This window comes from Arthrobacter gengyunqii (assembly GCF_023022985.1).
GTDB lineage: Bacteria > Actinomycetota > Actinomycetes > Actinomycetales > Micrococcaceae > Arthrobacter_B > Arthrobacter_B gengyunqii.
The window spans coordinates 2,709,534-2,731,944 of record NZ_CP095461.1 but is presented as its reverse complement, the minus strand read 5'-3'; the positions used below and the strand labels follow the sequence as shown (position 1 = coordinate 2,731,944).

26 protein-coding genes and 1 other RNA gene are annotated in these 22,411 nt (G+C 63.5%); 15 read left to right on the top strand and 12 right to left on the bottom strand.

Annotated elements, in window-relative coordinates; all coding sequences use genetic code 11:
* Nucleotides 1-16: 16 nt before the first annotated feature.
* The 4 genes from MUG94_RS12490 to MUG94_RS12475 are packed head-to-tail and all read left to right on the top strand — an operon-like array spanning nucleotide 17 to nucleotide 1,554.
* On the top strand, nucleotides 17-238 hold the full coding sequence (locus MUG94_RS12490; protein WP_227892084.1) for a hypothetical protein: 222 nt from the start codon (nucleotides 17-19) through the stop codon (nucleotides 236-238).
* On the top strand, nucleotides 235-651 hold the full coding sequence (locus tag MUG94_RS12485; RefSeq protein WP_269436965.1) for a TadE family protein: 417 nt from the start codon (nucleotides 235-237) through the stop codon (nucleotides 649-651). Before MUG94_RS12490 ends, MUG94_RS12485 begins: the two co-directional genes overlap by 4 nt.
* Complete coding sequence (locus tag MUG94_RS12480) at nucleotides 611-1,075, top strand: hypothetical protein (protein ID WP_227892082.1); 465 nt, start codon at nucleotides 611-613, stop codon at nucleotides 1,073-1,075. The genes MUG94_RS12485 and MUG94_RS12480 overlap by 41 nt, the downstream gene beginning before the upstream one ends.
* Complete coding sequence (locus MUG94_RS12475; protein ID WP_227906371.1) at nucleotides 1,072-1,554, top strand: pilus assembly protein TadG-related protein; 483 nt, start codon at nucleotides 1,072-1,074, stop codon at nucleotides 1,552-1,554. The genes MUG94_RS12480 and MUG94_RS12475 overlap by 4 nt, the downstream gene beginning before the upstream one ends.
* A 22-nt stretch (nucleotides 1,555-1,576) precedes the next feature.
* Here the strand turns inward: MUG94_RS12475 and MUG94_RS12470 are convergent, their stop codons facing one another.
* On the bottom strand, nucleotides 1,577-1,897 hold the full coding sequence (locus tag MUG94_RS12470; RefSeq protein ID WP_227906370.1) for a hypothetical protein: 321 nt from the start codon (nucleotides 1,895-1,897) through the stop codon (nucleotides 1,577-1,579).
* 151 nt (nucleotides 1,898-2,048) lie between these two features.
* Between MUG94_RS12470 and prfB the strand changes: the two genes are divergently transcribed.
* The 7 genes from prfB to MUG94_RS12435 all read left to right on the top strand — a co-directional run bounded on the left by prfB (nucleotide 2,049) and on the right by MUG94_RS12435 (nucleotide 8,462).
* Nucleotides 2,049-3,167, top strand: a complete 1,119-nt coding sequence (prfB, locus tag MUG94_RS12465; RefSeq protein ID WP_227892077.1) for a peptide chain release factor 2 — start codon at nucleotides 2,049-2,051, stop codon at nucleotides 3,165-3,167.
* 170 nt (nucleotides 3,168-3,337) lie between these two features.
* Entirely contained in the window at nucleotides 3,338-4,132 is a 795-nt protein-coding gene (gene ftsE / locus MUG94_RS12460) for a cell division ATP-binding protein FtsE (protein ID WP_227892076.1), read from the top strand.
* The gene (gene ftsX / locus MUG94_RS12455) at nucleotides 4,129-5,040 is read left to right on the top strand and encodes a permease-like cell division protein FtsX (protein WP_227892074.1); all 912 of its coding nucleotides are present in this window, start codon (nucleotides 4,129-4,131) and stop codon (nucleotides 5,038-5,040) included. The genes ftsE and ftsX overlap by 4 nt, the downstream gene beginning before the upstream one ends.
* A gap of 53 nt (nucleotides 5,041-5,093) precedes the next feature.
* Nucleotides 5,094-6,500 carry a M23 family metallopeptidase gene (locus MUG94_RS12450; RefSeq protein WP_227906369.1) on the top strand — a complete coding sequence of 469 codons (1,407 nt, stop codon included), beginning with the start codon at nucleotides 5,094-5,096 and terminating at the stop codon, nucleotides 6,498-6,500.
* A 42-nt stretch (nucleotides 6,501-6,542) separates the two neighbouring features.
* On the top strand, nucleotides 6,543-7,016 hold the full coding sequence (gene smpB / locus MUG94_RS12445; protein WP_104052511.1) for an SsrA-binding protein SmpB: 474 nt from the start codon (nucleotides 6,543-6,545) through the stop codon (nucleotides 7,014-7,016).
* 87 nt (nucleotides 7,017-7,103) lie between these two features.
* Nucleotides 7,104-7,473: a transfer-messenger RNA gene (ssrA, locus tag MUG94_RS12440) on the top strand.
* A 353-nt stretch (nucleotides 7,474-7,826) separates the two neighbouring features.
* On the top strand, nucleotides 7,827-8,462 hold the full coding sequence (locus tag MUG94_RS12435) for a uracil-DNA glycosylase family protein (RefSeq protein WP_227892072.1): 636 nt from the start codon (nucleotides 7,827-7,829) through the stop codon (nucleotides 8,460-8,462).
* Between the two features lie 100 nt (nucleotides 8,463-8,562).
* Here the strand turns inward: MUG94_RS12435 and MUG94_RS12430 are convergent, their stop codons facing one another.
* Together MUG94_RS12430 and MUG94_RS12425 are read right to left on the bottom strand one after the other, a co-directional pair.
* Nucleotides 8,563-8,964: a hypothetical protein gene (locus tag MUG94_RS12430; protein WP_227906368.1), complete on the bottom strand. Its 402-nt coding sequence runs from the start codon at nucleotides 8,962-8,964 to the stop codon at nucleotides 8,563-8,565.
* Nucleotides 8,965-9,105: 141 nt separating this feature from the next.
* Nucleotides 9,106-9,597, bottom strand: coding sequence for a DUF1269 domain-containing protein (locus tag MUG94_RS12425; protein ID WP_227892067.1), 492 nt, complete (start codon nucleotides 9,595-9,597; stop codon nucleotides 9,106-9,108).
* Nucleotides 9,598-9,860: 263 nt separating this feature from the next.
* On the opposite strand from MUG94_RS12425, the gene MUG94_RS12420 reads away from it, so the two are divergent.
* Both MUG94_RS12420 and MUG94_RS12415 read left to right on the top strand, forming a co-directional pair.
* A complete protein-coding gene (locus MUG94_RS12420; RefSeq protein WP_227906366.1) occupies nucleotides 9,861-11,570 on the top strand; it encodes a glycoside hydrolase family 13 protein in 1,710 nt (569 codons plus the stop codon).
* Between the two features lie 36 nt (nucleotides 11,571-11,606).
* On the top strand, nucleotides 11,607-12,053 hold the full coding sequence (locus MUG94_RS12415) for a YrdB family protein (RefSeq protein WP_227906364.1): 447 nt from the start codon (nucleotides 11,607-11,609) through the stop codon (nucleotides 12,051-12,053).
* A gap of 4 nt (nucleotides 12,054-12,057) precedes the next feature.
* Here MUG94_RS12415 and MUG94_RS12410 read toward each other — a convergent pair whose 3' ends face one another.
* The 6 genes from MUG94_RS12410 to MUG94_RS12385 all read right to left on the bottom strand — a co-directional run bounded on the left by MUG94_RS12410 (nucleotide 12,058) and on the right by MUG94_RS12385 (nucleotide 18,015).
* Nucleotides 12,058-13,170, bottom strand: a complete 1,113-nt coding sequence (locus MUG94_RS12410; RefSeq protein WP_227892062.1) for a carboxylate-amine ligase — start codon at nucleotides 13,168-13,170, stop codon at nucleotides 12,058-12,060.
* Between the two features lie 81 nt (nucleotides 13,171-13,251).
* Nucleotides 13,252-14,073, bottom strand: coding sequence for a class I SAM-dependent methyltransferase (locus tag MUG94_RS12405; protein ID WP_227906362.1), 822 nt, complete (start codon nucleotides 14,071-14,073; stop codon nucleotides 13,252-13,254).
* A 2-nt stretch (nucleotides 14,074-14,075) separates the two neighbouring features.
* Nucleotides 14,076-14,885 carry a histidinol-phosphatase gene (gene hisN / locus MUG94_RS12400; RefSeq protein ID WP_104052505.1) on the bottom strand — a complete coding sequence of 270 codons (810 nt, stop codon included), beginning with the start codon at nucleotides 14,883-14,885 and terminating at the stop codon, nucleotides 14,076-14,078.
* A 112-nt stretch (nucleotides 14,886-14,997) separates the two neighbouring features.
* A complete protein-coding gene (gene rsgA / locus MUG94_RS12395; protein ID WP_227892059.1) occupies nucleotides 14,998-16,113 on the bottom strand; it encodes a ribosome small subunit-dependent GTPase A in 1,116 nt (371 codons plus the stop codon).
* A complete protein-coding gene (gene aroA, locus MUG94_RS12390) occupies nucleotides 16,113-17,429 on the bottom strand; it encodes a 3-phosphoshikimate 1-carboxyvinyltransferase (protein ID WP_227906360.1) in 1,317 nt (438 codons plus the stop codon). The genes rsgA and aroA overlap by 1 nt, the downstream gene beginning before the upstream one ends.
* Nucleotides 17,430-17,433: 4 nt before the next feature.
* Nucleotides 17,434-18,015, bottom strand: a complete 582-nt coding sequence (locus MUG94_RS12385) for a DoxX family protein (protein WP_227892057.1) — start codon at nucleotides 18,013-18,015, stop codon at nucleotides 17,434-17,436.
* A 238-nt stretch (nucleotides 18,016-18,253) separates the two neighbouring features.
* Between MUG94_RS12385 and MUG94_RS12380 the strand changes: the two genes are divergently transcribed.
* Nucleotides 18,254-19,054: a sigma-70 family RNA polymerase sigma factor gene (locus MUG94_RS12380; protein ID WP_269436960.1), complete on the top strand. Its 801-nt coding sequence runs from the start codon at nucleotides 18,254-18,256 to the stop codon at nucleotides 19,052-19,054.
* Nucleotides 19,051-19,311, top strand: coding sequence for a mycothiol system anti-sigma-R factor (gene rsrA / locus MUG94_RS12375; RefSeq protein WP_227892054.1), 261 nt, complete (start codon nucleotides 19,051-19,053; stop codon nucleotides 19,309-19,311). Before MUG94_RS12380 ends, rsrA begins: the two co-directional genes overlap by 4 nt.
* Nucleotides 19,312-19,405: 94 nt before the next feature.
* Here rsrA and MUG94_RS17355 read toward each other — a convergent pair whose 3' ends face one another.
* From MUG94_RS17355 to MUG94_RS12365, 3 genes are all read right to left on the bottom strand, one after another.
* Complete coding sequence (locus MUG94_RS17355) at nucleotides 19,406-19,480, bottom strand: 50S ribosomal protein bL37 (protein ID WP_369299106.1); 75 nt, start codon at nucleotides 19,478-19,480, stop codon at nucleotides 19,406-19,408.
* Nucleotides 19,481-19,588: 108 nt separating this feature from the next.
* Nucleotides 19,589-21,367, bottom strand: coding sequence for a dipeptide ABC transporter ATP-binding protein (locus MUG94_RS12370; protein ID WP_227892053.1), 1,779 nt, complete (start codon nucleotides 21,365-21,367; stop codon nucleotides 19,589-19,591).
* A complete protein-coding gene (locus MUG94_RS12365; protein WP_227906357.1) occupies nucleotides 21,364-22,401 on the bottom strand; it encodes an ABC transporter permease in 1,038 nt (345 codons plus the stop codon). Before MUG94_RS12365 ends, MUG94_RS12370 begins: the two co-directional genes overlap by 4 nt.
* Between the last annotated feature and the right edge of the window lie 10 nt (nucleotides 22,402-22,411).

Below are 22,411 nucleotides of genomic sequence, written 5' to 3'. Positions count from 1 at the left end.
ATGAAAGGAACATCCCATGCGCACCATCCACGCACCGCGGCTCCTGTTACTGCTCGGCACCTCGCTGGTCGTTCGTTTCGGCCAGACGCTAAGGAGCGAGGACCGCGAACGCGGCGACGTCCCGGGCTGGGTCATGATCACCCTGATGTCAGCCACGCTGGTCGCCTTCATCCTGGTTATGGCCCAAGGCGCCCTCGAAAGCATGTTCAACGCAGCGATGGAGAAGGTCAATCCCTGACCGTACGGCGTCCTTCGGCCCGCGGCCGGGAAACCGGGTCAGCGGTAGTGGACTTTGTCATGGTCGGCGCCCTGCTGACGCTGCTCTTCATGTCGATCATCCAGCTGGCCCTGATTCTGCACGTGCGCAATACGCTGATTGACGCAGCGGCTTCCGGTGCGCGGTACGGCACGCTGGCCGACCGCACCCCGGCCGACGGCGCAGCACGCACCGAGGAACTGATCCGTCTCGCGCTGAACAGCTCGCTGGCCGAAGACGTGACGTTTCAGGAAACAACGCACAGCGGTGTCCGGATGCTGCAGGTCACGGTGCGGGCGCCCCTTCCTGTGATCGGATTCCTGGGACCCAGCGACGGATTGGAGGTGACCGGTCATGGATTTTGGGGACAGGACGCAGCCGCTGGAGCCGGATGACGCAGGACCCGGCGGACGTGAAGACGGGAACGCCCTGGTGGAGTTCATCTTCCTTGGCTTGGTACTGCTGGTGCCGGTGGTGTACCTCGTCGTCACTGCGGGGCAGGTGCAGGGCGCGGCGTTTGCCGCCGTGGGGGCTGCTGAATCGGCAGCAAAGGTCTACGTGAGCGCAGGAGACCCGGCAGCCGGCGAGGCGCAGGCCAGGGTGGCAGCTGAACTGGCCTTCACCGACTTCGGTTTCCAACCGGAAGAAATGCTGCTGGACATTTCCTGTTCCGCAGAGTGCCTGTCGCCCGGGTCGACTGTGACGGCCCTTGTGCGCTTCGACGTCCCCCTGCCGCTGTCTGCGGGGCTCCCGGGGACGGATTTCGCCCCGGTGACAGTGGACTCGTCCTCCACCCAGATCGTGGAGCGGTACGGGTGAGCCGGCGTCGCGCGGCGCGCGCAGCAACTGGAAGGGGATCCGTCCTTCGGGGAGAGGAAGGCCAAGTCGGCGTCCTGATCATCGGCTACATGTTGGTGAGCCTGCTGGTGGTCTCGGTGGTCATGGGGGCCTCCGCCCTCTATCTGGGGCACAAGAAGCTGCTGTCCGCTGCAGACGGAGCCGCGCTCGCAGCTGCAGACACCTTTTCGCTGGGGGACGTTGCCTCACCGGGGGAGGGGCCGGCAGCAGTGCTTGCTCCGGCAGCGGTCCAAGCTGAGGTGAACCGGTACCTTGCCCTGACCGACGCCGCGGACCGGATTCCGGGTCTTTCCGTAGACGCTGAGACCGGGACTGCTGACGGCCGCACTGCGGTGGTGGTGTTGACCGGCGTCGTGCATCCTCCGCTGGTGAACTTCCTGGTGCCGGACGGCATTCCCATCACCGCGGTGAGCGAGGCCAGGGCACGCCTCAGCCAATAGGCTGCAACACGATCCAGCGCGGCTACGACGCCTTGGCCTGGATCTCAGCGGCGGGCGGATGGCCCCAGCCGCCGTGGTCGACGTCGAGCAGTTCACCATCTTCGCCGTAGCAAAGGGTCACCGGCTCACCGTACTGATCACAGCCCGGATCGGGACAGCGATCCGTCAGCGAGCCCTTGTACTCGTCGGAGAAGGAGAGGTCCCACTCGTCCATCTTTCCCAGGGCCCAGGGATCGCCTTCTGCGGCGAGGGCTTCGAGCTCTTCCAGGGAATAGCGGCGGCCCGATTCAGGGTGGCGGACGGGCCTGGCCACAGCGGGCTCTCTAACTTCGGAGGTGCTCACTTCTGCTCCTTCTGCAGGTGCATGTGCTGACAACACCAATTTACGGTTTCTCCCGGTCAAACGCAGAACGGCAGGTGCGACCGGCGTGCCCTCACCCGGCACGGAGCACCGGAAGCGGCCCGGAGGGCTCATGGCGTAGGCTGTAAGCACCATGGCTGAAATTGATTTTCCCGCGGAGATCCGCGCCCTCAGGTCCACTTTTGCTTCCATCGAGGAGGTCTCCGATGTAGCCAAAATCAAAGAGGACATCGAAGAGCTCAGCGAAATGGCCGGCGTTCCGGACCTCTGGGATGATCCGTCCGAGGCGCAGAAAATTACGTCCAAGCTCTCGCACCGCCAGTCGGAACTGGAACGGCTGGAGAGAATCCAGTCGCGCATCGATGACCTCGAGGTTCTGGTGGAACTCGCCCAGGATGAGGCCGACGCCGAGTCCAAGGCTGAGGCGGTGACGGAGCTGGAATCCCTGCGCAAGTCCCTCTCCCAGCTGGAAGTAGTCACCCTGCTCTCCGGTGAGTACGACGCCCGCGAGGCTGTCGTGACCATCCGTTCCGGCGCCGGGGGAGTGGATGCGGCTGACTTCGCCGAAATGCTGCTGCGCATGTACCTTCGCTGGGCCGAGCGCCACGGTTACCCGACCACGGTCTTGGACACCTCCTACGCCGAAGAGGCCGGGCTGAAATCGGCCACCTTCGAGGTCAAGGCCCCGTACGCCTTTGGCACCCTGGTGGTGGAGGCCGGCACGCACCGGCTGGTCCGCATCAGCCCCTTCGATAATCAGGGCCGCCGGCAGACCTCGTTTGCCGCCGTTGAGGTCATTCCGCTGATTGAGCCCACCGATCACATCGACATCCCGGACAACGAGATCCGTGTGGATGTCTTCCGTTCCTCCGGTCCCGGCGGGCAGTCCGTGAACACCACGGACTCGGCCGTGCGCCTGACCCACCTCCCCACGGGCACCGTGGTGTCCATGCAGAACGAGAAGTCACAGCTGCAGAACCGTGCCGCGGCCATGCGCGTGCTGCAGTCCCGCTTGCTGCTGCTGAAGAAGGAGCAGGAAGACGCCGAGAAGAAGGCGTTCGCCGGTGACGTCAAGGCTTCATGGGGAGATCAGATGCGCTCTTATGTCCTCAACCCGTATCAGATGGTTAAGGACCTGCGTACGGAACATGAAGTCGGCAACACCTCTGCGGTGTTCGACGGCGAGATCGACGACTTCATCGACGCCGGCATCCGCTGGCGCGCCCACGGCAGTGTTTCCGCCCGCAAGTAAGCGGCAGCAAATCGGAGAACAGCGGAAACCGGGTCCAAATAGGCTCCGGACGGCGACACACCGTCCCGAATCTCTGGCCATAGGTGGAACCGCCGATATAGTCGAACAGCCGGCGCCCTTTTCCCAAACCAAGGCCCGTGTCCCGGCCGATTGATGGGCGCTAAGCAGACATGATCACTTTCGACAACGTCACCAAGGTCTACGACCGTAATTCCAGGCCGGCACTGAACTCCGTGAACCTCGAAGTGGACCGCGGCGAGTTCGTGTTCCTGGTCGGAGCCTCCGGCTCCGGAAAATCGACCTTCATTCGGCTGATCCTCAAAGAGGAGCACGCGTCCCGCGGGACCGTTTACGTGGCCGGATCGAACGTGGCGAAAATCCCCAGTTGGCGCGTGCCGCGCCTGCGCCGGGGGATCGGCGTCGTTTTCCAGGACTTCCGCCTGCTGCCGAATAAGACCGTCTTCGCCAATGTAGCCTTTGCCATGCAGGTGATCGGGCGCAGCCGGGCAGTCATCCGTGACTCCGTGCCCGAGGTCCTCAAAACCGTCGGCCTCGAAGGCAAGGACAACCGCCTGCCGCATGAGCTCTCCGGCGGTGAGCAGCAGCGGGTGGCCATCGCACGTGCGATCGTCAACAAGCCCGGAATCCTCCTTGCTGATGAGCCCACGGGAAACCTGGACCCCACCACGTCGCTGGGGATCATGAAGGTCCTGGACCGGATCAACCAGAACGGAACCACCGTGGTGATGGCCACCCACGATGACGACATTGTGAACACGATGCGCAAGCGCGTCGTCGAACTGCACCACGGCAAGATAGTGCGCGACGAGCGCGAGGGCATCTACCTGGGTGCGCCCCAGACACAGCAGGGGATCGTCATTCCGCAGGCCGCCGTCGTTAAGCCGGCCGACGGCGTCCGATCACCGGGCGGGACCGGCGCGGCAGGAAAGGGGGCCGCTGAATGAGGTTGGCATTTGTCCTCGGCGAGATCGGTTCAGGCATTCGCCGGAACCTTTCCATGGTGGTCTCCGTCATTTTGGTGACCTTTGTATCCCTCACCTTTGTGGGTGCGGCCGGACTCCTGCAGCTGCAGATCGGCCAGATGAAGGGTTACTGGTACGACAAGGTGCAGGTGGCGATCTTCCTCTGCGGTGACACCGTCACCACGGCCTCGTGCGCATCCGGAGCGGTCACGGATGAACAGCGGGAGGCTATCGAAGAGCAGCTCCAATCGCCGGCGTTCTCCCAATACGTAGCGTCGGTTGACTATGAGGACCAGGAGACGGCGCTCGGGCATTTCCGCGAGCAGTTCGCCAACTCGCCGCTCGTGGACTCAGTGACGGCTGCACAGTTGCCGGAGTCCTTCCGTGTTTCCTTGGTGGATCCGGAAAAGTACGAGGTTATTGATGAGGCATTCTCATCCATGCCCGGCGTGGAAACCGTCAGCGACCAGCGTGAGCTTTTGGAGAAGGTCTTCTCCTTTATGAACATGGCATCACTGATTGCACTGATTATCGCGGGGGTAATGCTGGTCTGCGCCATCCTGCTGATCGCCACCACCATCCGCTTATCTGCCTTCAGCAGACGGCGCGAGACCGGCATTATGCGGCTGGTGGGAGCGTCCAAGGCGGTCATCCAGCTGCCGTTCATCCTTGAGGGGGTCATTGCGGCTGTCATCGGTGCCGTGTTGGCCTCGGGTACGCTGTGGGCAGTGGCACACTTCTTTATTGGTGCGCTGGCCGAAGCATACCCTGCGACTGCGTTCATTTCGGCGCAGCAAGTACTGGTCTTGAGCCCTGTATTACTCCTTATTGGGGCTTTACTGGCCGGTGCGTCCTCACTACTAACGCTTAGACGCTACTTAAGGGTTTAGAGTGTTGCTCACTTTGAAAAGAAAGCTGACAGACCCCATGGACGGTTCCAACAATGGTTAGTGCCCACCTGCGGCCGGCGACGACGCCTGCCCTGCGCAAAACCACGGCAGCCGTGGTTGCGTCAGCCGTGCTTGCACTCACCCTTGCGTTCAGTGGAACCGCATCGGCTGACGAACTCGACGACCGCAAGGCCGCCATTGAGGCGGAACAGCAGAAAGTCCAGGAGACCTACGAGTACCTGGATGCTGAAACCAGCAGGAAGGTCGCGGAGCTGGCGATCTACCAGCAGCAGCTCCCCGGCGCCCAGCAGGCGTTGGCGGACGCGGAAGGCCGCGTCTCAGCAGCCGCGGGCAAGGTCAGTGCCCTGACTGATCGTGTGGCGCTGGCGCAGGAAACGCGCAACACCATCACTGCTCAGATTGAGCAGGACCGGGCGGCCATGGAGGACACGGAAGAAGTCATAGGCCAAATTGCCGCACAGGCCTATAAGAGCGGCGGGGTGCCTTCCAGCTTTTCGCTGATCCTTGGTGCCGAGGGTGCGGACAGCCTCACTGATTCCATGGGTCTGGCGGAGCAGGTGCTGCGCAGCCAGAACGCTTCCATGCAGCAGCTTTCCCAGCAAAACGCCACCAACGTTAACTCTGAAGCTCGCCTCGCCGCGGTTGAAGAGGAAATCTCCAACCTCAAGGCCCAGGCGGAAGCGGCACTGGTGCTGGAACAGGAAGCCAGAGACTCCGCTGCGGCTGAAAAGGCCAAGGTGGATACCCTGATCGAGCAGACCGAGGCAGCGAACGCTGCCCTTGAAGCCAAAAAGCCGGTCATCCAGGCGCAGCTCGCGTCCCTGGAAACGGCCAAGGCCAAGGCAACGGCCGATATCGCTGAACGCCAGCGCGCCCTCCTTGAGAAGGCACGCAAGGAAGAGGAAGCCCGGATCGCCGAGGCGAACCGCCGAGCCGCCGAAGAAGCGGCACGCAACAACCGGCCCACTCCGCCGCCGGAGGTGCCGGACACAAAACCAACCAGCCCCTCGGCCTTTGGTCTGAGCCTCCCCGTGCGGGCATCCATTTCCTCCGGCTTCGGCTGGCGCGCCACCCCTCCGGGCAGCATTGATTTCTTCGGCACCGGCGGATACCTGCACTCAGGAATCGACTTTGCCGCCAGCTGCGGCACGCCCGTTTACGCACCGGCATCCGGCGAGGTGTACCGCGCCGACCAGGGCCAGCCCGACGGCATGATCGGAACCGGCAACCGCGTGGTCCTTGACCACGGGGTCATCGGAAACAGTGCCCTTGCAACGAACTACTACCACCTGACCAGCTTTGTGGTCTCCGTCGGCCAGTGGGTCAATGCCGGCCAGCTCATTGGCTACGTCGGCACCACCGGCAACTCCACGGGCTGCCACCTGCACTTCGAGACCGTCCTCAACGGTGCCCTGGTTGACCCCATGGGCCTGCTGTAGGCCTACAATAGAGTTTTCCGTTTAGCGACAAGGAGTTCCCCCGTGCCCAAAGAAAGTGGCCGTAAGGTAGTGGCCACCAACCGCAAGGCCCGGCACAACTATGAAATCCTCGACACCTACGAGGCCGGCATGGTTTTGATGGGTACCGAGGTCAAGTCGCTGCGGGAGGGCCGGGCGTCCCTTGTGGACGGATTCGGAACCTTCTACAACGATGAACTGTGGCTCGAAGCCGCATACATTCCGGAGTATCTCAACGGGAGCTGGACCAATCATTCGGCCCGCCGCCGCCGGAAACTCCTGTTGCACCGAGAACAGCTGGACAAGATTATGCAGAAGACCCGGGAATCCGGGTTCACCATCGTTCCGCTGCAGCTGTACTTCCTGGACGGGCGGGCGAAGGTTGAGATTGCCGTGGCCCGGGGCAAGCGCGACTACGACAAGCGTCAGACGCTGCGCGAGAAGCAGGACAACAGGGAAGCCCTGCGGGACATGCGGGAGAAAAACCGCGGCGCCTGACCTGCCTTCCCTCATGGGCTACACTTAACGCACCGGTCCGTACCTTGGACCGGTTTTTGAAAAGTACATATGGGTTAGCAACACATTGGGGATGACAGGTTTCGACGGTGTTAGTCGAGACAGGTGAAGCGGGCCGAGGATACAGGGTTATCTCGTAAACGCTCCTTGTAAAACAATAAGTGCCGATTCAAAGCGCACTGACTTCGCTCTCGCTGCCTAAGCAGCGGGCATAGTCCGTCAGCCCGGGAATGCTCTCGTCCCGGATCCTGGCGTCATTTAGAGGGCCACTGCTGAACATGCTCGCCGTTGGCGTGTTCGGGACTCTTAAACGGCTGGGCCCGGATCAGCTGCTTGTCTGCATGACAGCTGGGGCCGAGAAAATCCACCGCAGACTGCGCCCGGAGAAGCCCTGACAACACGACATCGGACGGGGGTTCAATTCCCCCCATCTCCACCCATTCAATGAAAAGCAGGGAAGCCGCCTTCGGGCGGCTTCCCTGCTTTTTGTTTAAGCCACCCGCCGTATTTCGTGTCGTAATCAGCCGGCAGCGGGGGAGTTCTTGGTCACAGGCGCCGTGTTTTCCGCCCGTGCTCCTCCTAGCGGCGGAGGAGGGGTGGCTGGAATTGCTAGACTGGCAGGAGCCGGAAACCTGTTGCCAGGAACCGCGTCCGGCCTTCCGCTGTCGGCGGTCCGCGAAAGCCGCCGCGTAACGGCGCTGCGGGACACGGCAGCATCCGCCCGTACGCGCTCCGTCCGGGCACATGAGCTATAAACCGGTCGATACGACCTTGTAGGAGACGCACCACCTTATGCAAAGCCTGGACAATGGAACACAATCCGAAGAACTCTGGAACCGTCGTTATGACGACAACGTCGCTGAGGTCAATCAGCTCTGTGATTCGCTCAAGGCGCTGAAGCCGGGCACCGAGGTGCCGTACATTGATCCCATGCACGACGTGGGCGAGACCCGCATTGTGAGCCTTTTCTCCAATATCGGTACAGCCCATCCATCGGGTTTCATCACTGCAGGCGACGACGACGCCGTTGCCCGCCTTCTCGGGGTCCACTGGCAGGTGGGGCTCCGCCCGGAGTACGTCATGCCGTGGAACACGTATCCCTGGCACGTTCCGGGTGAGCCCAACGGCAAACTGACCAAGGAGCAGATCCAAGAGGGGCTCAAGCCCCTGCTGCGCTTCCTGGCGCTGGTGCCGCGCGCATCCGCCATCGTGGCCCACGGCACCGAGGCACAGCGTCTGTGTGCTGCCTTCCTCAAGACAGAGAATCGGATGATTTACCGGCGCAGCTTCAAAATCTACAAGGCCCGCTCTGTGGACGGACGCGCGTTCGGCGCAACGGCGGAACGTCAGGAAGAGGGCCTGGCCACCATGCGGATTGCCTACAAGGACGCGATGGCGCGCACAGGTCTGGCTATTCCGTCCAGCTAAGCTTCCCAAACGTTCCACACATCAAAAAACCAGGTGCGCCTTACGGTACGCCTGGTTTTTTGATGTTCGTGTTTTTGGGCCGGCGCCCGGCGCCCGGGTGTCAGAAGCTGTCCGGCGACTCCGAGCGGCCGGGAACCTGATCCGCCGGTACATGGACGTATCCGGTAAAGCGGGTTCCAATGCCGTCGTATTCACCGCGTGCATGGCCAGCCGGCACCGGGGGAAGCTCGGAAAGGGCATGGTCCGCACAGGCCAGGAAAGAGAACTCCGGCCACCACTTCTTGGGCCGGGCGTTTTCGCGGTACCCGCACACAACGCATTCCAGCTCCACCCAAACGGGCCGCTTGCCCGTCCGGTTCGCGCGGGACTGGACCAGCCAAGCGGGCGGGTCCGTCTGCATCCGATCCAGTTCCTCCTCGGTGAGGCGGGCAGGGATTCCATGGCGCGTGGCCATTTCAAGGGGAATGTCTAAGGCAAGTGCAGCCTGGCGTCTGGTAATCATCCCCATTAACGATACGGGAACCGGGACGGAGGTGCCGGACAGGCGCACACGCGTGAAGGCCGGACCGTCCCCCCAGGACGATCCGGCCTCACGAGAATTTTCTCGCCGCGGCCATTCAGTCAGCACACAGCGCCGAACGGATTAGTCCGCGAACGCCTGGCGCAGGTTGGCTTCCTGCTCCTTGGAGAGGTTTGTGAAGATCAGCTTCGCATCGGGAAAGCTGCTCTTGAAGGCATCCAGTACCCGGTCCTCCACAGCGTCCGAGGTGAGGACAAACAACGCCGAGGTTCCCGGAGTGACTTCGCTGCGCACCTGCTTGATGAAGTTGTCATCAATCCCCACATCAACCATGGAAGCCGAGAGCGCTCCCACGGCCGCTCCCACTACCAGGCCAATGATCGGAATGAAGAAAATCAAGCCAAACAGGAGGCCCCAAAAACCGCCGCCCAGGGCGCCTGCTCCCACCAGATGATGTTCCTGGTGCGTGCTGGGCTTCTTCTTGTCCTCGGGCCAGGTCACGTAAGCCTCATCCTGGACATTGATCAAGCCCTGTGACTGCAGGCTGGAGAGTGTCTCGGTTGCTTGCTCGGCAGCACCTGAATCCGGAAATTTCCATACGGTCAGTGTTGTCATGGCGTTGTCTCCAAACGTCGGGATCCAGAAATCGTCCACCATAAAGGGACGAAGTAGCGCCCACACTAACGACGCTCGAATCACGGGGGCAAGGAAATCGGTCTGACCGGGCGAGCCCGATGGTAGTGTGCCGTGGACCCCTGTCTGCGGGCCCCACTTAGCCGTAGAATGCACCCAGTCCCGTGTCTGGATCATTCCCCTGTCCGGAAGGCGGCGGTCCCGCCCGCGGCCGGTCTCCCACGGCCTGAGTGAAAGGCGCCAAGATGAGCGATCCTGACCGCCCGGCGTGGTGGACCAATGCCGTTGTCTATCAGGTTTATCCGCGGAGCTTCGCTGACAGTACCGGCACCGGCACCGGTGACTTGGCAGGTATCACGGCAAAGCTGGACTACATCGCCGAACTGGGCGTAGACGTGATCTGGCTTTCGCCGGTGCACCAGTCGCCGCAGTTCGACAACGGCTACGACATCAGCGACTATCGGCGGATCGATTCCCTGTTTGGCTCCGAAGAGGACTTCGACGAGCTGCTCGAAGGCATCCATGCCCGGGGCATGAAGCTCATCATGGACCTCGTGGTGAACCATACCTCCAGCGAACACGAGGCTTTTCGCAAGTCGTCACGGTCTCGGGACAATGAAGAACGCAATACCTATTGGTGGCGTGATCCCCGGCCGGGCTTTGATCCCGGAGAGCCCGGGGCCGAACCCAATAATTGGGGCTCACACTTTGGCGGTTCCGCCTGGACCTATGATCCGGGAACCAAGCAGTACTACCTCCACCTCTTCACCCCCCAGCAGCCGGACCTCAACTGGGAAAACCCCCGGGTGAGGGAAGGAGTCCACGCCGTCATGAACTGGTGGATCGACCGGGGCGTTGACGGGTTCCGGATGGACGTCATCAACTTTATTTCCAAGGATCCGGCCCTGCCCGACGGCGTGGTGGAGCCCGGGGGAGTCTGGGGTGACGGCGCGCCGTACTTCACCTCCGGCCCCCGGATCCACGAATTCCTGCAGGAGATGCGGCGGGCCGTGTTCACAAACCGGACGGGCGACTACCTGACTGTCGGAGAGACTCCCGGAGCAACCGTGGACGAGGCCCTGCTGTTCACAGATCCGCACCGCGGAGAGCTGGACATGGTGTTCCAGTTTGAGCATGTCAGCCTTGACCAGAGCCCCGGGAACAAATGGGACTATCGGCAACTGGATTTGAGGGACCTCAAGACCAGCTGGAACCGGTGGCAGCGGGGACTGGCGGCAACGGGCTGGAACAGTCTGTACCTGGGAAACCATGATCAGCCGCGGCAGGTGTCACGGTTCGGGGATGACGCGACGTATCGGTATGAGTCGGCAACCCTTTTGGCCACCCTGCTGCACCTCCACCGGGGGACACCGTACATTTACCAGGGCGAGGAACTGGGAATGACCAGCGCCGGGTTCACATCCATCGATCAATACCGTGATGTGGAATCCCTGAATTTCTACGCTGATGCTCTCAGCCGGGGTTCCAGCCCTGAGGCTGCGCTGACGGCGCTGGCAGCAATGAGCCGCGACAACGCCCGCACACCCATGCAGTGGAGTAGCGAAGCGAACGCCGGATTCACCTCCGGAACGCCGTGGATCCCGGTCAACGAAAACTTCCGGAACATCAATGCGGAGGCGGACCTGGCTTCCGAACGGTCCGTATATCGCTACTACCAAAAACTGATCCGCCTGCGGCACGAATCCTCCGTCGTGTCACTCGGAGACTTCCACCTGCTCGATCCGGAGCATCCCACGCTTTACGCGTTCCGGCGCGGCCGCGGAGACCAGCAGTTCCTGGTGGAGTGCAACGTGTCGGGAGAGGCCATGGAACTGCCGTCCAATCTTGGAAGCGGGGAGCTGATCCTGGGCAACTACACAGATCCGGGGGACCCGCACTGGCTGCGCCCCTGGGAAGCACGGATCCTGGATATTTCCACCTACGAGTTCGGGTAGCCGGGTTTCCGGTCCACTGGGGCTAAAGTTGCCTTTGTGAGAGAGAACGAGACATCACGGATCCGCACCGTCACCGAGCCCGCAGCGCAGGCCCGCCTGCGACCGTGGACGATCATCGTTCGGCAGGTACTGGCATTCGCCCTGGAGACGGCCCTCCTCTTCGCCGTTGCCTACTGGGCCATTGCCGCGTTTCCCGAGCACCGGACGGTCGCCGCTGTCGTGGCACTGACGGTCTCGGTCGTCCTGTGGGGGCTCCTGCTGGCACCGCGCGCCAAGTACCGGCTGCCCTGGCCGGCGCTTCCGCTGGTGGCAGGCGGTGCCTTCCTTGCCGGCGCCGGCGCCCTCATGGTGAGCGGGCTGGCTTTGGTTGCCGTACTGATGGCTGCTGCCGCCGTCGTCAATCTGATCTGGGACCTGGCCGCCGGTTACCCGGCGGTGGCCTCTGCGCCGCGTCCTGCCGGGCGCCGCTCCGCCAAGCGCTGAGCCTTCAGGAGGCAGTCAGGGACGCAGCGAAGAGGGGCCTGAGTGCTGCAAAACCGCCGCTTCGCACTGCCTCCCGCTGCCGCTGGGCGCCCGTGCCCGTGGCCAAAACGTGGGCCATGCCGGTGCGGACAAAGGCTTCGTCCCCGGATTCCTCCAGAGCCGGCCGAATATAGTCCAGCAGTGCGGCGACTTGTTCCGGGGCCGCACGGCTGAGGTCACCGCCGTTCGGACCATGATCCAGAAGGTTTCCCCGCAGCCCGAAGCGTGCAGCCTGCCAGAGCCCGGCGTCGAGTATCTCCGGATCGGCCAGGGTGTCCGGGCTGCCCTCCACATTGGCAGCTTCCTCGGAGAGCGCGGTACTCACGAGCCCCCGGGTCACCAGGGCCAGCAGGACGGCGTCCCTTGCCTCCAGCTGGGTGTCGGCCACCCGGACTTCGATGGTGGGGAAGCGCTCGGAGAGACGGGCGACCCAACCGACGTGGCCGGAATCGAGGACAACATCGGTGGCCAGAAGCTTGGCAACCCGTGAGTCGTAGTCGGCTGAACCGGAGAAGAACGGCGGACAACCCTGTATTGACCAACGGCGGTACTGGATAAGCCGCCAGCTGGCAAAGCGCGTGTCCCTGCCCTGCCAGTACGGAGAGTTGGTGCTGATGGCGCCGAGAGTCGCAAACCAGGGGCGCAGCCGGTTCAGAACGTGGACCCCTTCTTCACGGCTCGGGACCGCCACGTGGACGTGGGTCCCGTTCACATAGTGTTCGTCCGCGACGGCCCCGGTCATCTGTCCCATGCTCTGGTAGCGTTCCGTGGCACTGACCACTGCCGGTCCGGGTCCCATTGCGGGGGCGGCTCCCGTGGGAGCGACATCGAGACCGGCTGCGGCAGCCGCTTCACTGAGGCGGTTGCGGAAATCGAGGAGGGAGGCAATCGCCTCACCTGCTTCACTGCAAACAGGCGTGGAGCTTTCCACCTGGCAGGCCAGCAATTCCGCAGTGCTGGTAAGGCTGCTGCCGTCACCGGGAATGAGCGCCTCAACGACGTCCGCTGCCCGGGCACTGGGCAGAGAGCCCAGGGGATCTGTGAGCAGGAATTCTTCTTCGATTCCGAAGGTGACCACGTGGCGTGCCCCGTTCCGCAGCAGAGTGTGTGGCTGGATATACCCGGTCACCCTTCGGAGCCGGAGGCATCAGACTACAGGTCAGAGGTCTCCGGGAACAGGCATCAACCCGAGCTCCGCGGACTTGACCATCCGCCAGGAAAGAGTCAGATAGGGCAGCTCCAGGGGGTCACCGGATCGGTGCCCCAAATGCTCGAACAGGTACCAGGTGAGGTTTGCCATGACTCTTTCCCGAACCGGTTCGGAAGCCGAGAGGTAGTAGGAGCGGGACTTGGCGAGTTCCATCAGGTCCTCGGGAGTCATCTGCTGCGACCAGCGCGCGATGTGGGAGGCATCCGGAACAAATTCGGGGCCAACCACCGGCCGAAAGCCGGGACGCAGGACGTCACCGGCATGAATGATGCGCGAATAGCGGTGCACCCAGGGGACACTGACGTCGAGCTGGTTCCAGACCAGCCCCAGGAATCCGCCGGGACGCAGGATCCGGGCCAGTTCGGTGCTTGCGGCCACGGGGTCGCACCAGTGCCAGGCCTGGGCCACGGTGGCGGCGTCCATGGAGGCGGAAGGAAGGCCGGTGGACTCGGCGGTCCCCTGCAGGACGGGAACCCCGGGCAGCATTTGCTCCAGTTGGCGGAGCATGTCAACGGAGGGGTCGACGGCGGTGACCTGGTATCCGGCGGCGATCAGGGAACGGGTGTATTTGCCTGTTCCTGCACCGATGTCGGCCACCTGCTGAAGAGGGCCTTCCGTTGACCGCGGTGCGCAGCGAAACAACCACTCGACCGCTTCGGCGGGGTAGCCGGGCCGGATGCGGTCGTAGTGTTCCCCGCCGTCCTCGTAGCTGCGTGCCAGTTCCCGGCGGCGCAGGGCCTCCAGCCGCGGGCCGGACGTCGACTGTGCCACGGTCAGAGCAGGTCGTCCAGGGCAGGGTTCAGACGGCGCAGTACATCGCTGTGCAGGGCGCCGTTGGTGGCCAGGGCGTTGCCGCCAAACGGCCCGTCTTCGCCCTCGAGCGAGGTGAACCGGCCGCCTGCCTCGGTAATGATCGGCACCAGTGCGGCCATGTCATACAGGTTCAGCTCGGGTTCACACGCGATGTCAACGGCGCCCTCGGCCACCATGCAGTAGGACCAGAAATCGCCGAAGGCCCGGGTGCGCCAGACGGATTCGGTCAGGCCGATGAATTCGTCGAAGTTACCGCGTTCCTTCCAGCCGCCGAGGCTGGAGTAGGACAGTGAAGCGTCGGACAGCTCCGAGACGTTGGAGACCCGAAGCCGGGTGGCGGAAGCGAGGGAACGGCCCATGTAGGCACCTGTTCCGGTGGCTGCCCACCAGCGTTTGCCCAGCGCAGGTGCGCTGACGACGCCGAGGACGGGGACGCCGTCGTCGACCAGGGAAATGAGGGTGGCCCAGACGGGAACGCCGCGGATGAAGTTCTTGGTGCCGTCGATCGGATCAATGACCCAGCGGCGCGGCCCGGATCCGGTGGAACCGAACTCTTCACCCAGGACAGCGTCCCGGGGACGGGCCCGGGAGAGCTGACCCCGGATGGCATCCTCGGCAGCCTTGTCCGCGTCGGTGACGGGCGTCAGGTCCGGCTTCGTTTCAACCTTCAGGTCCAGCGCCTTGAAGCGGGACATCGTCTGGTCATCCACGGAGTCGGCCATCACATGGGCGAGGCGCAGGTCATCGTTGTAGTTCTGGGCGAACGGCATACTGTTCAACTTATCCTTATTCGGTGGGCAGTGCCCACGATTACACGGCCCGGGATCCTCCGTGGCGCCGTTTCGGGGAAGCATCTGCTCCGTGCAGCGTTCCCGGCACGCGTCACTGCGCGCCCAGTTCCTTGGCGGAGGCCCGGTTTTCGGTTCGGGTTCCGGAACTCAGCAGGCGGCGCAGGGAGGCCAAACGGGCCGGCCCGGCCGCTCCCGCCTGCCCGGACTCCACCCACGGGTCCAGGCCGCAGTTCTTGGCTTGGTCGTCATGCCGGCATCCGCGTTCACAGGCGTCGGTGCCCGGGGCAAGATCCGGGAAGGCCTGAAGGATGCGGTCGGGGTCAACATGGGCGAGGCCAAAGGAACGGATGCCTGGCGTGTCGATGATCCAGCTGCCCGACGGAGCCTCAAGAACCTTCAGCGCAAGCGCGGAAGAGGACGTGTGCCTGCCCCTGCCGGTCACGGCATTGACGCCTCCGGTGGCGCGGTCGGAACCGGTCAGTGCATTGACCAGGGTGGACTTGCCCACCCCCGAATGGCCCACAAGGACCGAGACCTTGCCCTCAAGGTGGTGATGCAGCTGCTGCACGGCGTCGCCCTGCAGACGTGCGGACAGACCGTCATCGGAGCGGGCGTCGATTCCCGACGCGTCATCTGCCGCGGTGCGGCTGATGATGACATCCAGATCCAGATGCTCGTAATTGGCCAGGAGGTCAGCGGGGTCCTTGATGTCAGCCTTGGTGATGCACAGCAACGGCGAAATGCCGGCGTCGTAGGCGGCCACCAGGGCGCGGTCGATGAACCCGGTGCGCGGCTCGGGATTGGCTGCGGCCACCACGATCACCAGCTGGTCGGCGTTGGCGACTACAGCGCGTTCCACGGGATCGGTGTCATCGGCGCTGCGCCGCAGCAGTGTGCGGCGATCCTGGATGCGCACCAGGCGCGCCAGGGTGTCGGGGGAACCCGAAACGTCTCCAACCAGCGACACGAGGTCGCCGGCAACCACGGGATTACGGCGCAATTCGCGGGCACGGGCGGCGATCACGATGCGTTCGGTGGGGGTGTCCTCGTCGACGACGGCGGTGTAGCGGCCGCGGTCCACGGTAATGATCCGGCCGGTGACGGCCTCGTCATAGGCCGGACGGTCTTTGGTGCGGGGGCGCGAGCCCTTCTTGTTGGGCCGGATCCGGACGTCCGATTCGTCCCAGCTGCCGGTGGAGCGGGCCATTAGTACAGACCTCCAGTGAGTTCCCGCCACAGCTGCGGGAACTCCGGCAGCGTCTTGGCCGTGGTCCCGATGTCCTGCACCAGCACTCCGGGGACGGCGAGGCCGATGAGGGCACCGGCGGTTGCCATCCGGTGGTCGGCATACGTCTCAAAGACGCCGCCGTGCAGCGGCGCCGGCCGGATGATCAGGCCGTCCGCTGTCTCTTCCGCGTCGCCGCCCAGCCTGTTGATCTCAGTGACCAGAGCGGCAAGGCGGTCGGTTTCGTGGCCGCGCAGATGGGCAATGCCGGTAAGCGTTGAGGGGGAGTCGGCCAGGGCGCACAGGGCAGCCACTGTGGGCGCGAGCTCACTGGTGTCGGCAAGCTGGGCTCCGGTGATGCGGCCGGTGCCGGTCACTGTCAAGGTGCCCTCCGACAGGGTGGCGGTGCCGCCGAGGGCCGGCAGTATGGTCCGCCAGCGGTCACCCACCTGCGCTGTGCGCTCGGGCCAGCCGGCCAGTCGCACGGTGCCGCCCGCCACGAGGGCTGCTGCCAGGAACGGTCCGGCATTGGAGAGGTCCGGCTCGATGGCAACGTCGAAGGCACGGATGGGCCCGGGGGAAACCCGCCACTCGTTGGGGACGGAGTCGTCCACGTGCACGCCGACGCCGCGCAGCACCTGGACCGTCATGGCGATGTGGTCCCGGCTGGGGAGGGCTGAACCGGTATGGACCAGGTGCAGTCCGTCCCGAAAACGCGCACCCGCCAGCAGCAGGGCGGAGACGAACTGGGACGATGCCCCGGCATCGATGTCCAGCCGCCCTCCGGCGACCTCGCCGGTGCCGGCTACTGTAAATGGAAGTGCACCGGTGCCGTCGTCGTGCACCGTCACGCCCAGGCCGCGCAGCGCATCGATAATCGCGGACATTGGCCGCTGGCGCGCGTGGGGATCGCCGTCAAAGGCAGTGCTGCCAGCCTTGAGGGCGGCCAGGGGTGGCACGAAGCGCATTACCGTTCCCGCCAAACCACAGTCAATCTCTGCACCCGAAGCGCTCCCCGGCTCCATGGGCCGGATCTCCAGATCAGGACCGAAGGCGCCGTCGCCGTCGACCTCGGTCACTGTGGCGCCCAGCGCCCTCAATGACTGGACCATCAGCGCGGTGTCCCGGGAGTGAAGCGGAGCCCGGAGCCTGCTGGGGCCGTCAGCCAATGCGGCGAGGACCAGATACCTGTTGGTCAGGGATTTGGAGCCCGGGACCCGCACATCGGCGTTCAACGGGGATGAAACCTGCGGTGCAGGCCAGGGGGAGACTGTCTGGGGTTCGGCGGGGGAGGGCATGGAACTAGGAACCTACAATGCCGGCTGCGGTGGTGCGGACGGTCTTATTGGCCTTCTTGAGCTGCTTGGCAGCGTCCTTCTGAACTGAACGGGACTTGCGCCCGGCATCCTTGCTCAGCGAGGCAACGCTGCGGCGCGTGTCATCGGCGAGGTGGCCGGCACGCCAGGCCAGACCGGGACGGCCATTGGTATCAACAGCCACCAAAAGGACGGCACCGATGAGAGACAGGTTCTTGAGCAGGGCCGCACGGCGGGCCTTGCGCTCATCGGCGGTGTCCGTTTCGGCATTCTTGTACTCAACCACGGCGTTCAGCACCGCGGTGCCGGTCAGCAGCAGGCCGGACAAACGCGGCAGCTTGCCGAGGGCCAGCAGCGAGCCGGCACCCAGCTGAGTGGCGCCAAGCACCTTGGCCACGAGCTGGGGGTTCCCGGTGACGGATGCAGCGGAAGGCATCATTGCCCCAACCCGGTCCAAGGTGGGGCGAAGCTGCTGGGCGGTCTGGTCGGAATCCCGCAGGCGGTCAACCCCGGCCGCGATAAAGCCTGTGGCAAGGAGCGGGCGGGCGAGCAAACGGACAATCGACATATTGACCTCCTGGTTGCTGCCCGTTCTCGGAAATTGCCGGGCAGAATACTCCTAGTCTGGCACTTTTACGGGGCTCGCACACCTTGTGCCGCGCTGCCAAGGCAAATCACTGCGGCGGAATAAGCTGTCCGGGCGGAGCGTTGGAACGGTATGCGGCATTCTTCCCGAAAGGGTGATTACCGGATTCGAGGACAGCCCGCTGCCTGCGGACAAGCCCTTGGCAGAAGCGGTCCCCAAAATGAGGAGAGTGAACGTGCCAGCTGCTTTGGTGATAACAGATGCGCAGCCGGAGGCTTCAGCATCTCCAGTCCAGTTGCGTGTGGGCCCGGAGCCCCGCACCGTAGACTTGGAAGTGATGAGAACTGATGCGCCGGAAGGCAGCCCCCAGGTGGAAGACTCCGAGCTGGATGTCGCGTCCGAATCGGAAGAGGCACGCAAGATACGCTTTGAGCGCGATGCCATGCAGTACGTGGATCAGCTCTACTCTGCGGCCATGCGCATGGCCCGGAACCCATCCGATGCGGAGGACCTGGTCCAGGAGGCCTACACCAAGGCGTTCTCGGCCTTCCACCAGTACCGTCCGGGGACCAATCTAAAGGCCTGGCTGTACCGGATCCTGACGAACACCTACATCAACTTGTACCGGAAGCGGCAGCGCGAGCCGCTGCAGGCCAATTCGGACGGCGTGGAGGACTGGCAGCTCGCCCGTGCTGCCGAGCACACTTCGGCCGGACTGCGCTCTGCAGAAGCCGTGGCGCTGGACCATCTTCCGGATTCCGACGTGAAGAATGCCCTGCAATCCATTCCGGAAGAATTCCGTTTGGCTGTGTATTTCTCTGATGTGGAGGGATTCGCATACAAGGAAATTTCGGAAATCATGAACACTCCCATTGGGACCGTAATGTCGCGCCTGCACCGCGGCCGCAAAATGCTCCGCGAACTGTTGGCCGAATATGCACATGAACGCGGCATCCGCGGCAAAGCAGCCACTGCAGCTGCCGCGGCCAGCCAAAACAAGAAACAGGGGAACACGCTATGAGCGATTGCCAAAGCCTGGGCGATTGCGAGGATACCCGCATCGAACGGCTGTATGAGTACTTGGACGGTGCGCTGTCCCACGATGACATCGTCGAGATCAAGGAGCACCTGGACGGTTGCCCCGAATGCGCCGAGGAACACGACTTGGAGTGCGTCATTCGGTCGGTGGTGAAACGGTCATGCACCGAGGCTGCCCCGGCAACACTCAAGGCCAGCATCCTGGCAAGGATCAGCCAGATCCAGACCGCTGAGCACTAGCAGGCCGGCGGCTGAACAAAAAAGAACCCCCGGCGGCCGTAAGGCTCCGGGGGTTCTTTCTTAGTGGCGATGGGCCACACGGTTAGTCCAAGACTTAAGTGTTGGGACGCTTACCGTGGTTGGCGCCGCCGCGCTTACGGTCACGACGCTTGCGTGCACGCTTGCTCATAGCTGCCTCCTTCGATTTGCTGAAAGTTCTGCCCTCCAGTGTCCCACAGAGTGAGTCCGACAACCTAAACCGCGGCTGTTTCGGCCGCCGTTTAAGTTGTCTGCCCGATCAACTGCCTGCAGCCATGAGGGCGTTGCGCTGTTCCCGGCGAAGGGCCTGCTCGGCCGGGTCCGGCACGGGAGCGGCCGCGAGCAGGCGGCGCGTGTATGCGTCCTGCGGATACCGCAGCACCTGCTCCGTGGAACCCTGCTCCACCATGATTCCCTTGTTCAGCACTGCGATGTGGCTCGCCAGGATCTCCACCACTGCCAGGTCGTGGCTGACGAAGAGGCAGGCGAAACCGTACTGCTGCTGCAGGTCCTGAAGGAGGGCGAGCACCCGGGCCTGAACTGAAACGTCCAGTGCGGACGTTGGCTCATCGGCCACCAGCAGAGAGGGGCGCAGCGAGAGGGCCCGGGCAATGCCAACACGTTGCCGCTGTCCGCCGGACAACTCATGGGGGTACCGGTTGCGGAAGCTGGTGGGGAGTTGGACATCGTCGAGCAGGCCCTCCACCCGGTGGTCGAGGTCCTTGCGCGAGAGCTTCTCATGCAGGAACAGCGGCTCGCCGATGGATTCGCCGATGGACATGCGCGGATTTAGAGAAGCCGCCGGGTCCTGGAACACGATCGCAAATTTTCTGCGTAGCGGCAGCATCTTCTTGGGTGACAGGCCGGCGATGTTGGTGCCGTTGATATCCACGCTTCCGGCACTGACTGGAAGCAGCCCGGTCACGGCCCGGGCAATGGTTGACTTACCGGAGCCCGATTCACCAACCAGCCCCATAACTTCACCGGGATTAATGACGAAGGAAACGTCGGTTACGGCCTTGAACCCGGGCTGGCGGAAACGGCCGGGGTATTCAATGGATACCCCGGTCAGCTGCAGGGCCGGCACGACGCCGGCATCAGCAGTGACCAGGTCTGCAGAGTCCCTAAGGACCGCGCGCGGAGCTTCGGAGATCTGCAGGGCGCCGTCTTCCTCCACCTCCACCGCCGACAGCACTCCGCCGACTACTGAACCCAGATGCGGTACGGCCGCCAGCAGTTGGCGGGTGTACTCCTCCTCCGGGCTGTTGAAGAGCGTGGCCACCGGCGCCGCTTCGACAATTCGGCCCTTTTCCATGACAACCACTTTGTCGGCCAGGTCAGCCACCACGCCCATGTCGTGGGTGATGAGCAGGACCCCACTGTTCAGCCGTTTGCTGAGGTTGCGCAGCAGCTCCAGAACTTCAGCCTGAACCGTGACATCCAGTGCCGTGGTGGGTTCGTCGGCGACGAGGAGGATGGGGTCATTGGCGATGGCGATGGCAATCATGGCACGCTGACGCTGGCCGCCGGAGAACTGGTGCGGGTAAGAACCGTACCGCCTCTCAGGCTCGGGGATTTCGACCATCCGCAGCAGTTCGATGGCGCGTTCCTTGGCCTGGGCCGGGGACGCATCCGTGTGCTGCTCGATGATCTCCTTGATCTGCTCGCCAACCGTCAACACGGGATTGAGCGCCGTCATCGGTTCCTGGAAGATCATGGCGATGTCATTGCCGCGAATCTTGCGCAGAACGGACTGGGGAGCTCCGATGAGTTCCTTGCCCTGCAGCTTGGCGCTGCCCTTGGAGCGGCCGTTGCCGGGGAGGAGACCCAGGAGCGCCATGGAGGACATGCTCTTTCCGGATCCGGATTCGCCCACAATAGCCAGGATCTCGCCCGGGGACACGGTGAAGGAAACTCCCTCGGCCGCCATCACCCATTTGTTGTCCACCATGAAATCGACGCCCAAGCCCGATACTTCCAGAATCGGAGCTGTGCCCGTTGATGAAGACGCGTAGGTGTACGGGGATGCCGAACTCATTGCTTGTTCCTTGTCTGTCGGGGATCAAAGGCATCCCGGAGGCCGTCGCCGATGAAGTTCACGGTGAGGGCAATGGCCACGATAAAGATGCCGGGCCAGAAGAAGAGCCACGGACGGGTGGTCATGGCAGCCCGGTTTTCATTAATGAGCTTGCCCAGGGAAGTGTCCGGCGGCTGAACGCCGAGGCCCAGGAAGCTCAGTGCGGTTTCCAGCAGAATGGCACTGGAAATGGCCAGAGTCGCGGACACGATAATGACCCCAACGGTGTTGGGCAGGATGTGCTTGAAGATAATGCGGCTCGAGCTGGCGCCGACGGATTTTGCCGCCTCGACGAATTCCTTTTCCCGCAGGGAGAGGAACTCGCCGCGGACGATGCGTGCCAGGTTTGTCCAGGTCAGCAGGCCCAGGAAGATGGCAAAGACCACGATGCCGTACTGCGAGACAACGCTGGCCAGGACTGCGGCCACCACCAGCAGGGGGATTGTGATGATGACGTCGGTGAAACGCATCAGGACGGCCTCAATCATTCCCCGGAAGTATCCGGCGAGTGCTCCAATGACGGTTCCCACCACCGTTCCCACAATGCCCACGACGAAGGCGATGATCAGGGAGATCTGGGCGCCGCGCATGGTCATGGCAAAGTAGTCGCGGCCCAAAGTGTCCTGGCCGAAGGGATGATTCCCCAGGCCGGTCCAGGAGAGGGTGGGAGAACCGCCGTCCTCCAGCTCCATGACCGAGGAGAAGCTGTGCGGCCACCAGCCGGGGATGTGCAGCGGACCCACGGAGATCCCGATGGAGGTGAAGGAGAGAAGCAGGATGAACACCAGTCCGGTCAGGCCGCCGAGGGCGCCCTTATGGCGGAAGAACCGTTCCCGGACCAGCTGGCCCTGGCTCTTTGCGGCGGTGATCTTCGGATCGGCAGTGACGGCCCGGGTTGCGGGGGCATCAGCGATGTCCGTTCTCTGGCTTTCCAGAGTCATGCTTGTCAGTTCCGGGCTGCTGCCCGGGGTTCCGGACGGTATTTTTTCAGTCATGTCTCCGCCT